The organism is Nocardia neocaledoniensis (assembly GCF_029868625.1).
In the GTDB taxonomy this organism is placed as follows: domain Bacteria; phylum Actinomycetota; class Actinomycetes; order Mycobacteriales; family Mycobacteriaceae; genus Nocardia; species Nocardia neocaledoniensis_A.
Map to the genome: position 1 here is coordinate 26,666 of NZ_JARWOJ010000100.1, position 11,235 is coordinate 37,900.

At 67.8% G+C, this 11,235-nt stretch carries 12 protein-coding genes and 1 pseudogene; 6 read left to right on the forward strand and 7 right to left on the reverse strand.

Annotated elements, in window-relative coordinates; all coding sequences use genetic code 11:
• Positions 1-119: 119 nt before the first annotated feature.
• Positions 120-698, forward strand: a complete 579-nt coding sequence (locus tag QH270_RS06985) for a TetR/AcrR family transcriptional regulator (protein WP_280339637.1) — start codon at positions 120-122, stop codon at positions 696-698.
• 225 nt (positions 699-923) lie between these two features.
• Here the strand turns inward: QH270_RS06985 and QH270_RS06990 are convergent, their stop codons facing one another.
• From QH270_RS06990 to QH270_RS07005, 4 genes are all read right to left on the reverse strand, one after another.
• On the reverse strand, positions 924-1,943 hold the full coding sequence (locus QH270_RS06990; protein ID WP_280339638.1) for a PDR/VanB family oxidoreductase: 1,020 nt from the start codon (positions 1,941-1,943) through the stop codon (positions 924-926).
• Positions 1,944-2,030: 87 nt separating this feature from the next.
• Entirely contained in the window at positions 2,031-2,906 is an 876-nt protein-coding gene (locus tag QH270_RS06995) for a metal-dependent hydrolase (RefSeq protein ID WP_280339639.1), read from the reverse strand.
• A complete protein-coding gene (locus QH270_RS07000; RefSeq protein WP_280339640.1) occupies positions 2,903-3,802 on the reverse strand; it encodes an alpha/beta fold hydrolase in 900 nt (299 codons plus the stop codon). The genes QH270_RS06995 and QH270_RS07000 overlap by 4 nt, the downstream gene beginning before the upstream one ends.
• Positions 3,799-4,497 carry an enoyl-CoA hydratase-related protein gene (locus QH270_RS07005; RefSeq protein WP_280339641.1) on the reverse strand — a complete coding sequence of 233 codons (699 nt, stop codon included), beginning with the start codon at positions 4,495-4,497 and terminating at the stop codon, positions 3,799-3,801. The genes QH270_RS07000 and QH270_RS07005 overlap by 4 nt, the downstream gene beginning before the upstream one ends.
• A 61-nt stretch (positions 4,498-4,558) precedes the next feature.
• Here QH270_RS07005 and QH270_RS07010 point away from each other — a divergent pair, with 61 nt between their 5' ends.
• A complete protein-coding gene (locus QH270_RS07010) occupies positions 4,559-5,224 on the forward strand; it encodes a TetR/AcrR family transcriptional regulator (RefSeq protein WP_280339642.1) in 666 nt (221 codons plus the stop codon).
• A 404-nt stretch (positions 5,225-5,628) separates the two neighbouring features.
• Here the strand turns inward: QH270_RS07010 and QH270_RS07015 are convergent, their stop codons facing one another.
• Complete coding sequence (locus tag QH270_RS07015; RefSeq protein ID WP_280339643.1) at positions 5,629-6,762, reverse strand: helix-turn-helix transcriptional regulator; 1,134 nt, start codon at positions 6,760-6,762, stop codon at positions 5,629-5,631.
• A gap of 105 nt (positions 6,763-6,867) precedes the next feature.
• On the opposite strand from QH270_RS07015, the gene QH270_RS07020 reads away from it, so the two are divergent.
• Together QH270_RS07020 and QH270_RS07025 are read left to right on the forward strand one after the other, a co-directional pair.
• Positions 6,868-7,341 carry a grhN gene (locus QH270_RS07020; protein ID WP_280339645.1) on the forward strand — a complete coding sequence of 158 codons (474 nt, stop codon included), beginning with the start codon at positions 6,868-6,870 and terminating at the stop codon, positions 7,339-7,341.
• A gap of 6 nt (positions 7,342-7,347) precedes the next feature.
• Positions 7,348-8,160, forward strand: coding sequence for an MBL fold metallo-hydrolase (locus QH270_RS07025; protein ID WP_280339646.1), 813 nt, complete (start codon positions 7,348-7,350; stop codon positions 8,158-8,160).
• Between the two features lie 33 nt (positions 8,161-8,193).
• On the opposite strand, the gene QH270_RS07030 is transcribed toward QH270_RS07025, so the two are convergent.
• Positions 8,194-8,931: an ABC transporter permease gene (locus QH270_RS07030; RefSeq protein ID WP_280339647.1), complete on the reverse strand. Its 738-nt coding sequence runs from the start codon at positions 8,929-8,931 to the stop codon at positions 8,194-8,196.
• A 160-nt stretch (positions 8,932-9,091) separates the two neighbouring features.
• Between QH270_RS07030 and QH270_RS07035 the strand changes: the two genes are divergently transcribed.
• Entirely contained in the window at positions 9,092-10,135 is a 1,044-nt protein-coding gene (locus tag QH270_RS07035; protein ID WP_280339648.1) for a ferritin-like domain-containing protein, read from the forward strand.
• Between the two features lie 121 nt (positions 10,136-10,256).
• The gene (locus QH270_RS07040) at positions 10,257-11,000 is read left to right on the forward strand and encodes an SDR family oxidoreductase (protein WP_280339649.1); all 744 of its coding nucleotides are present in this window, start codon (positions 10,257-10,259) and stop codon (positions 10,998-11,000) included.
• Here the strand turns inward: QH270_RS07040 and QH270_RS07045 are convergent.
• A pseudogene (locus QH270_RS07045) lies at positions 10,994-11,235 on the reverse strand (hypothetical protein); the annotation flags it as partial. The gene QH270_RS07040 and the pseudogene QH270_RS07045 sit on opposite strands and share 7 nt — an antisense overlap.

Here is an 11,235-nt window from a genome sequence, read left to right on the forward strand (position 1 = left end):
GAAGGCGACACCTGTCACTTTTATGAGTAGCACGGAGATTGCTCAAAGGCAACAGATGTTCCCTTTTGGGAACGTCGGTAGAGTGAGGATCTCGGCAGTCGGGGAGAGGATGGTGTGCGGTGAGGTTGGTGGATGTGGACTGTCCCATCGCGGCGCGTTTGCCGCGTCAACCGCGCCAGAAGCGCTCGAAGGCACGGGTCGAGCAGGTTCTCGACCAGGCGCACGCGATCATCGGTGACCGCGGGTTGGCGGGTCTGACGATGCAGCAGCTCGCCACAGATCTCGGTTGGCCTCGTCCGACGATCTACAAGCATTTCCCGTCGATCGAATCCGTGGTCCACGGCCTGGCCGAACGTCATGCCGACCGGCTCGACGAGCAGCTACGGGACCGGACTCCCGAAGATCTGCCGACGATCATTCGCATTGTGGCGCGCTCGTACGAGGATCCGATCGAAGCTGCCGTGCTCCTCGGCACCACCGGTGGCGCCGAGGACCCGCTGATGCGCCTCCTTGCCGAGCGCATCGCCGCCGCCGGTGCACCGACCGGGCAGGATCAGGGGTTTGCTCAGATGACCGCCGCAGCGCTGCGGGGATGCCTGATCTCCGCGGTGACCGCATCGGGCAGGGTCGACGAGCGTCATCTGGAGCAAATCGAAGCAATCGCGCAGCGTCTGACCGCGACTGGCCGACGCAGCTGATTCTCGATTCAGGCCGGTGGGGTACGAAGTATCGGTCGATGGCGCAGGCAACGTGGGTGGGCGCCCCGCCCGCCCGTATCCGGGGGCGGCTCGGCCCGGCGTGCGGGGCGCCCTTCGGCGACGGTTCGCAGGTGCCGTCGCCGGTCCTTGGGGGATGAAGGTCGGTAGCGGTCGTCGGTCAGAGGTCGACGGTGAGAGTCTCGGATGCGGCGCGGTCGACGCAGATCAGCATGGAGTCGGGGGGCGCGCCCGAAGGCCGAAGGCCCCGCCGGGTGGCCAGGCCCCCCCGGGCCCCCCCCCCCCCCCCAACCCCCCGCTCCGTCCCCCCCGCCCCGCCCCCCCCCCCCCCCGGCAGGTTCCACAGAACCCCTGCTGGCAGGAATATGCGACTTCGGGTAGCACGCTGCGCACAGCGGTGAGCGCCGACTCATCAGGAGCGACTGCGACCGTGCCTTCGGAGCGGTTCAGACGGAGCTGGAATGCCCGCCCGCCGAGAACCGGCGCTGGTGAGAAGCGCTCGAAATGAAAACCCGCATGGGGGCGCTGATCGAGGGTGGCGCGAACGTCGTGGAGCAGGGCCGAGGGCCCGCAGAAATACACCGAGGTCCGCGCGTCGACGTCGGCGAGAAGCTCCTCGGTATCGAGTCGCGTACCGGTGTGGATACGCACCCGCCGCGCGTCCAAGACGCTGATCTCGTCGAGCAAGGCCATGGTGTCTTCGGTACGGCCGAGGTAGGTCAGCTGCCAGTCCACGCCGGCGGCCGCGGCGGCGGCCACCATGGGCCAGATCGCGGTGATTCCGATACCGGCGGCGATGAAGGTGACGCGGGAGATATCAGCTCGGGCGAGATGTGGGTAGGCGAAAGGAAAGCCGTTCCGTGGTCCGCGTGCGATCAACGCGGTGCCGACCGGCAGCGAGTCGTGAATTTCGACGGATCCGCCGCCGCCGTCAGCGATGCGGCGCACGGCGATACGGTAAGTGCTGCGGTCGGCGGGATCCCCGCACAGCGAGTACTGGCGTTGTTTGCCCGAGGGCAACACGAGGTCCACGTGCGCGCCGGGGTGCCAGCGCGGCAGCGGTGAGCCGTCGGCCGATTCCAGGCGCAGTCCGACCACGCCGTCGGCGATCAGATCGGCGCTGGCCACGACCAATGTGAGGTCGCGATCGATGTGCTTCGCGGTGGGGATCTTGGTGCGGGCGACGAGGGCCGCGAAGGGATGGGTGGCCAAACGGTAGGCCGACATCAGCCTGTCCGGTCTACCGGGTCGGGTCAGCGACGCCGGCACTTGCCTGGAGCGAGATGAGGACACAGTGGACTCCGGTGGTGATTTTCAGTGGGCTGCGGCGCGTGCGGCGGGTGAGGACGCCAAGTAGGCGACGGCTTGGCTGGTCGAGCCGTATCGGGAGGGGTGATAGGAGGGACGGAGGTATTCGACGAACATCGCCGCCAGGCTGGCGGGACTGGGCATGAGCCCTCGTCGCCATGCTGATCGCACGTCACGGAATCGAATCCGCCGATCGTGATCGGCCAGTTCGGGGTCGACCGACATCAGGTAGCGGATCCCGCGGATCCACAGGATCGCGAGCGTGGGGGCGGCCAGGAACCATGCACGGACTCGGCGCCAATAGCGGCCGTCGAGGTGGGTGTAGAGCTCGTAGGCGACGTGGCGGTGTTCGACTTCCTCGGCCAGGTGCCAGCGGAACAGATCCAGCACCCGCGGTTCGATGGTGTGGTCCCAGCCGCGGGCGTTGAGCCCCCAGTTACCCAGGTAGGACGTGAAGTGTTCCAGCGCTGCGACGATGGCCACGCGTTCGAGCAGCCATGCTTGTTTGCGTCGGCCGGTGAAGTTTCGGTCTCCGAAGAGCTGGCGGAAGAACCATCGAACCTGGTCGAGATAGGGTTCGACCCGAAGGCCTTGTTGCTGAAGATGATCGAGCAGCGACTGATGCGAGCTCGAGTGGGTGGCCTCCTGCCCGATGAACCCGATCACGTCCTCCCGTACCGCCTCGTCGACGATCAGCGGCAACGCTTTGCTGAACACGTCGACGAAGAAGACCTCTCCCTCGGGCAGCAACATGTTCATGCCGTTGCAGTAGTGGGTGGCGAAGGGATTGCCGTCGACGTAGTGCATCGGCAGACCGGTCCAGTCCCAGCTCACGTTGCGTGCGCTCAGAGCGACCTTGTCGGTGTCATTGATCAGGGTCATGGCAGTGGTCCTTTGGTCTGAGGGGCGGCGGTCTGGTCATCGGCGAACGCGCGTATGTACCCGGCGATCTCGGCGGGGCGAAATGCCGGGGCCCAGTGACCGCCCTCGACGGATCGGATTCGGTGTGCCGCTGTCCAGCGGGCGATGTCTGTCTGGCTGGCAGCGGTGATGAAGATGTCACCGCGCGGCGCCAGCACCTGCACGGGCACCTCGGTGTGCCGTCGTTGCGGGCGCAGCAGCCGTGGCCCGAGGTTGGCGGAGTAGATCTTGAGGCCGCCCCGGTTCTCGCGGGCGCGATCACCCCGCCTGCCCGGCGGCGGAGTTCCGGTTTCGAAGCGCTCGGCCAGCTTGATCACGGCGTCGACGACGCCGAGGCGGCACATCAACGGCGCCAGCCACGGAATCTGGAAAAATCCCATATACAGCGGGGACTTCCACATTCCGAGTACCTCACGCCACCCCTGTGGCCCGGCCCCCAGTCGAGCGCCGATCCAGAAGGGAACATGGTCAAGGCACGGCCCCGAGATCGAGCTGAGCGAGGCGATCTTGTGCTGGACAGCCCCGGTGGCAACATGCCAGGCCTGCACCGACCCCCAGTCGTGGCCGACCAGGTGCACGCGCTCGCCCGGGGCCACCGCGTCGATGATCCGGTCGATGTCGTCGGCCAACTGGTCGAGCCTGTAGGCGCTGATGTGGGGCGGTACGTCCGAAGCGCCCGAGCCGCGCACATCGAAACTCACGACGTGAAAGGTGGCCTCGAGCTCGTGTGCTATTCCGTCCCACACGCTGTGGTCATCGGGGAACCCGTGCACGCACAGCAGCGTCGGTGCCGCGGGGTCGCCGCGTTCATAGATCGCCAGACGAACTCCGTCCGAGGCCATCACGCTGCGCGTCATTCTCGAACACCCGGTTCGGTCAGCGACGCGGCCGCGTGCCGGTAGAGCCTGGCCTTGATCAGACCGAGTGTCGCCCCCGCCTTCGGAGCGAGCGTTCGCGCGCGGGCGAGCGACTCGTCGAACAACTCACTCTCCGGCACCGCGGCGTCGACCAATCCGGCCGCTGCGGCGTCTCGGCCGCCGTAGCGCCGCGCGGTGGTCATCGATTCGTGCGCGGCGGCCGGGGTCAGTTTCGCGGTGATCAGGTCGCACATCCCGTCGGTGAACGGGATCTGGATATCGACCTCCGGGAAGCACACGTAGCCGCGATCGCTGCGCATCACCCGATGGTCATGGGCTAGCGCCAGCATCGCCGCCGCGCCGAACGCATGGCCCTGGATGGCCGCGACTGTCGGCAAGTCCAACGTCAGTACCCGTGCGAGCAGGGCCTGCACCCGCGCGCTGAACGCCGGAATCTGGTCACCGTGGGACATCAGCCACTGCAGATCCAGGCCATTGGACCAGAACTTGCCGCTGGCCGTGGTAACCAGCGCGCGAGGCCCTTTGCGGGCGCTGACGACGTCGAGGTGAGCTTCGACGGCGTCGAGCCAACCCGGACCGATCACGTTCTCGCCGTTGCCCAGGTCGAGGACATCGACGTCGTCGAGTCGAGAGAGGGTCGGCACCGACGCCACTGTCGATTGTGCGAAATTCATTTCTAGAAAATATCCTCTATATGAGGTCCTGTCCAGCTCCGCGGTCTGGGATACTCCCCACGTGGCCAGAACGCTGTTTTCCATAGACGCGCTGCTCGATGCCGCTCGCGAGGTCGTGCTTCAGCGCGGACCGCGCGCGGCCACGATCACCGCGATCGCCGCTCGAGCCGGTGCCCCGGTCGGATCCATCTATCACCGCTTCGACTCCGTCGATGAAATGCTGGCCCAGGCGTGGCTGCGTGCGATCTACCGCACCCACGCGGTGTGGCCGAAGACCTTGCCCGCCGATCCGCCGGCGATCGAGATCATCGTCGAGTTGGCGTCGGCGCTGTTCGACCACTGCGTCGAAGACCCTCACGACGCGCTTCTGCTGGACCGTCTGCCTCGTGAAGATGTACTGAATCTGCGCCTTTCGGCACAGATGGTCGGCCAGATCCGCGACGCCGAACAGGAAACCACGTACCTGATGTGTCAACTGGCCAAGGCGCTGCTGGGTCGAGCAAAGCGCGACGATGTCGACATGCTGGTGTTGGCTATCGTCGACATGCCGTTCAGCTTCGCCAAGCGGTATCTGCAACAAGGTGAACATCCCCCGAAGGCCCGACGCGAACACCTGTCCAACGCGGTTCGAGCCGTCATCGGGTCCTCCGCCCTCCCGCGGGCATCGGACACACTGTCCGCGCAGCCGACTGAGCACGGATCGTCCAGGACGTCCGGCACACGGTGACGCAGCGGCGCACTCGGTATCCGCTGCAGCTTTCGTCTCCGCCGCGACGATCGGCGCCCGCTCGGTTCGCGGGCAGGCGATGTTTACGGATAGGCGTTCGAGCGCCGCGGAGGGCTCGTGCTTGTTCGATCACACGGCCCGCGAGTGGCCTGGTCGTTGCCCGAGGCTGAGCCGAACTGCCTCGTCAGTGCGATCTGACACCGTGGGCAACGCACAGCGAATCGGCCGAGCGAGACCGACGTCGAGGATGGCCCTGCGCGCCGCTTCAGGATCGACCTCGACTCGGCCTGAGACTCGCCACCGGGCGACCTACCGGTTCACGCTCTCCGGCTACGCGCAACGCGGCACGTGGAACGGTTCGTGACACCGAACGCCAGCTGATCCACGACTCACCGTCCCCGCGATCATCTCGACCAGGGTTCTCCACGCAGCGGCTGTTCGTCGCGCGCCCGGTGTTCGTTGTCGCGGAGGCGGGGCTCATAGTGTGCGAAGAAGACCTTGCCGATGAGTTCGCGGCGGCTGTGCACGCCGGTCTTGTCGAAGATGCTCTTGAGATGTTGCTGAACGGTGTGTGCGGAGAGCACCAGTTCGGCGGCGATCTGCGAGGTCGACGCACCCTGCAGGACCAGACGGGTGACGTCCTTCTCGCGCTCGGTCAGCCCGTAGGCGGACATGAGCAGGGGGTAGAGGCGGCCCGGGTTGGCGGGCTCGATGATGATGGCGGTGCGTGGATCCCCGGTCGAGTTCAGGCAGGCGCCGTGGAGCACGACCCAGGTGCCCGTTCGTGAGAGGACTCGGACCACGGTGACCTCGCCGCCGTGCGGGCGTTCGGCCACCCGCCGCGTCCGGCCCGCGAGGGCGAGTACCGACGACGGCAGTCGACCGGCATCCCAATCGCCGTCCGGCAGTTCCGAAAGCCACTGCGCGGCACCGGGTGTGCTGGACTCGACGTTCCCGTGGTGATCCAGGATGAGCAGCCCCGGGGAATCGGCGAAGTCGGGCTGACGCGCCTGCCCGAGTAGCAATGCCGCGCGGGCGCCCTCGGCGAGCAGGGGCGCTATCGAGCGCAGGAAGTCCTTCTCGGGATCGGTGAAGATCGGTGCCCGCGGTTCTCGATACAGCGCCAGTGCACCCCATACCTCACCGGAACGGGTGCGCAGGCGGGTGACGAGCTCCTGGTCGCCGCCCATGGTCATGTTCCGGTGCCAACGGGGACTGTTCGACGGGTCGCCACCGGTCAGCTCGTGGAGGGTGGACATGCCCGACTTCGAGCGCGCCACATCCGCGAGTTGGTTGACGTCCTCGGCGTAGTACTCGCTGACCAGCCACTCGCTGGGAAACTGGTCGAGGCCGTGATGGTAGTGGCTCGTCATCAGCAGGGAGGCCGGGTCGAGGGTGTAGAAGCACGGAGTCCAGAAGTGCGGGACCGCGCGGGCGAGGACCTCGGTCGACTCCTGCCACAGCGACACCAGATCACGCGGCTCGGCGCACAGCCGGCTGATCTTCTCGACCGCCCGCTGGAAAGTGTCCGCGCTCATCAGTCAACGGTACGACCGGCGGCCGCGCCGCGGAATGCCAGCTTTCTGGTATTTCGTGGCAGTTCGCTCCTCCCTAACGTCGTCGGTGACACAAAGGAGTCGGCGATGACGACAACGACGACGAGGGTCCGGTTGGCCCCGCCACCCCCTGCCCTCATGCGCATGATCAATCCGCTCGTCCGGCGGGTGCTCTCGAATCCCCGGCTGGGTCGGCGCATTCCCCTGCAGGCGCTGCTGGAGTTCCCCGGCAGACACAGCGGCAAGACGTTTCGCGTGCCGGTATGCCTGCACACCATCGACGGCGTGCCCACGGTCTTCACCGAACGGCGGTGGCGGCTGAACTTCACCGATCCCGTCCCGGTCACCGTCACCACGCGGGGACGCGTCCGGCACGGTCGGGCCGTCCTGCTGCGGTCCACGCCGCAGGAGCTGGGGACGGCATTGCGGCAGGCCATGGACAACGGCGCGACGCCGTTCGAGCTCGGGCTGAAGGTCGCCCGCGGCCATACCCCGACGGTCGAGGATCTGTCCGCCATCGTGCGCTGGCGCATCCGTATCGACTTCGCTGACGAGGAGTGAGATCCCATGGAGATCACCAAGATCGGAGCCGACATCAGCGTGCTGGCCGACTGTCAGCGGGTTCCCGGAATCGGGTTCGTCCCGGTCAACGCGTTCGTCCTGCACGCGACCGAACCTGTCGTCATCGATACCGGGCTCAGCCTGCCCGGGCGCGGCTTTCTGACCGCGCTCGACTCGGTGCTGGACCCGAGCGACGTCGAGTGGATCTGGATCACCCACCCGGACCGCGATCACACCGGCGGGCTGCGGGAGCTGCTCGACGCCGCGCCCCGCGCCCGGGTGATCACGACATTCCTCGGTCTGGGCATCATGTCGATGGCGGATCCGCTGCCGATGGACCGGGTCTACCTGCTCAATCCCGGGCAGTCACTCGACGTCGGCGACCGCACGCTGACCGCGTTCCGGCCACCGCTGTTCGACAACCCGTCGACCACCGGCTGCTACGACGAGCACACCGGTGCATACTTCAGCTCGGACTGTTTCGGCGCGCCGATGCCCTCCGCTGAGCTCGCCACCTGCCCCGACGTCGGCTACGTCGGCAAGAATGAACTGCGCGACCGTCAGCTGCTGTGGGCCACCGTGGACAGTCCCTGGGTACACACCGTCGACCCGGCGAAGTACCTCGACACCCTCGCCGCGGTACGGACATTCGACCCGGCCATGATCCTCGGCACCCACCTGCCACCCGCGCTCGGCCGCACGGCCGAATTCCTGGACATGCTGGCCGCGGCACCGGACGCGGACCGCTTCCTCGGCCCCGACCAGGCAGCCCTCGAACGGCTGCTCGCCACCTTCGAACCGGCCACCACGACAGACTGACATCGTTCGTATCACTCTGTGCCAGTGCGGTACTCAGCGTGGACGGTGGACTCGTGATCGCGCGACCAGTTCGATCGTCACCGCGACCGCGCAGGCCTGCGACAGCATCAGGCCGATGAGGACCAGGATCTGGACCGCGCCGGCCTGAAGGGCCGACCCACTGGTGAGCAGTACGCCGATGAAAGCGCCGGGGAGGGTCACCAATCCCACCGTGCGGGCTTGGTCGACGCCCGGTATCAGCGCGTCGGTCGCGGTGTTGTCGAGGACCAGCAGCCGGGCGGTCCGGTCGCCGAATCCCAGGCTCAACGCGGCCTCGACCTCGCCCCGGCGCTGCGTGATGGCGTCCAGGCCGCGCCGCGCGGCCAGCGAGGTCGCTGTCATGGTGCCGCCGAGCAGAATCCCGCCGATCGCCACCAGCGCGACCCCATCGATCGGGACGACTCCGCTGAGCAGGGTCGCGGGCAGCACCGCGCCGATACCCGCGGCGATCGCCAGCGCCAGCCACGCTCCCGACCGCCCCGCCTCCGCGCGGCGGGCAGAGGTGAACGCCGCCGCCCCGAACATGACCACCAGGACGAACGCCGCCGACCACACCTGCCGTACCGCCGCGGCCAGGACCAGCGCGATCAGACCCAATTGCAGCACGGCTCGACCCGCCGCCGCGGGCACCACGGTGGGTGCGCCCAGATGGGTCAGCCGGTAGAGCAGGGCCGCGGCGGCTACCAGCGCCAGGCAGAGCAGGGCCAGACCGAGACCGGGTGTGACCGCCATGCTGTCTCCTCACCGAGATGTCAGCAGGATCTTACGAACGATCCCGCGGAGCACGGACCACCCCATAGGGCCTCGCCGGTGAGCGCTCGTCACGAATCGTCGACCTGCCCTGTCCTAGCTACCGACAGACTCCGCCGACTTTGCCGAGACGAGGTTCCGTATGGACACAGGCACGCCCGCCATCGATTCACTCGATGATCTGCGCCGACACCTGCAGTGGGCGATCGAGCTCGAGCACGCGACCATACCGCCCTACCTGTGCGCGCTGTACTCGCTCGTGCCGGGACGCAATGCCGAAGCGGCACAGGTGATCAGCAGTGTATTCGTCGAGGAGATGCTGCACCTGGCGTTGGCGGCCAACCTGCTCAACGCCGTCGGCGGCGCACCGCAGCTCGACGCGCCGCAGCTGTTGCCCGAGTATCCGCATTCACTGCCCCACGGGGACCCGTCCGTGCGCATCAGCCTGTTGCCGTTCGGGCCGGCGGCGCTGGAACAGTTCGCGCGCATCGAGAAGCCCGCCTCGGTCGAGGCGCCGCCGGAACCGCAGGGCTACCACACGATCGGGCAGTTCTACGCGGCGATCGAATCGGGACTGCGCACCCTGACCGACACGCTGGGCGAGGACGCGGTCTTCTGCGGCGATCCGCATCGTCAGCTCGCGGAGATGCACTTCAACAGTGGTGGGGGACAGGTCATTCCGGTGCACGATCTGAAGTCCGCGCTGGCCGCGCTGGCGGAGATCGTCGAACAGGGCGAGGGTGCCGCCCACACCCAGGTGTGGGACGGCGACAAGGACGTCTTCCACCCCGAGCGTGATCAGGTCGCCCACTACTACCGGTTCGTCGAACTGACGGAACGTCGGCGGTTCCAGCCCGGCGACACCCCGCAGACCGGGCCGACCGGCGAGCCGATCGCGCTGGATCTCGACGGGGTGCTGCCGATGCGCCCCAACCCGCGCAGCGGTGACTACCCGGAGGGCAGCCCGGTGCGGCTGGCACAGCAGGAGTTCGACAACACCTACTGCCTGCTGCTGTACCTGCTGGAAGACACCTTCAACGGCAACCCCGCCCAGATGCGGGAGGTCGTCGGGGCGATGTACGCGCTGAAGTCACAGGCCCAGGCCCTGATGACGATGCCGAGCGGTGACGGCCGCACCACCGCGGGTCCGACTTTCGAGTACGTGCCCCCCGAACAGCGGGAATGAGGTCGTCGTGGCGGGACACGGCCGCCGCGCACGAGCGCGTCACGAATTCGCGGTCTGTCCTGTCCTCCTTACAGGGGAGGCTCGTCGCCCCGCAACAGCACCACAACGGAAAGGGAAGTAGATGAAGATCGTCGTTATCGGTGGTACCGGGCTCATCGGCGCCAAGGTCGTCACCCGTCTGGGCGAGCACGGTCACGAGGCGGTCGCGGCCTCGCCCAACACGGGTGTGAACACGCTGACCGGCGAGGGCGTGAAGGAGGTGCTGCAGGGCGCGGATGTCGTCATCGACGTCTCCAACTCGCCGTCGTTCGCCGACGACGATGTGATGGCCTTCTTCCGCACGTCGACCACCAACCTGATCGACGCCGCGAACGGTGCGGGCGTCGGCCACTATGTCGCGCTGTCGGTGGTGGGCACCGAGCGGCTGCCGGAGTCGGGCTACCTGCGGGCCAAGGTGGCGCAGGAGAGCCTGATCAAGGACTCCGGCCTGCCCTACTCGCTCGTGCACGCGACGCAGTTCTTCGAGTTCGCCGGAGGTATCGCCGACGCGGCGACCACCGACGGTGTGGTGCGGCTCTCGCACGGAGGTGTGCAACCGATCGCCGCCGACGACGTCGCGGCGGTCGTGGGCCGCACGTCCGTGGGCGAGCCGGTCGGCGGGACCCTCGAGATCGGCGGACCGGAGGCGTTCGGTCTCGACGAGTGGATCCGCACCGTGCTGACCGCCCGATCCGATCCGCGCGAGGTGGTCACCGATCCCCAGGCCCGGTACTTCGGGGCGATCCTGGGGCCGGACAGCCTGCTGCCCGGCGCGGGTGCCCAACTCGCGTCCACCACGCTCGCGGAGTGGCTGGCGCGTCAGTGAATCGCGCACGCGGGGGGGGGGCCCCCCCCCCCGGGGGGGGGCCGGGCGAGGGGGGGAAAAACAAAGTGGGGCGGGGGCCCCCGCGGGCGCGGGGCGGGGCCGGGGGTGGCCCGGACGTCGAGGACCGGTGGGGTGAGCCAGTCGGCGTCCAAGCGCAGCTGCCAGGAGTGCAGGTGGGTGCGGGGGAAGGCGGCGGTGCGGTCGAACAGCGGGTCGCCGAGGATGGGGTGGCCGA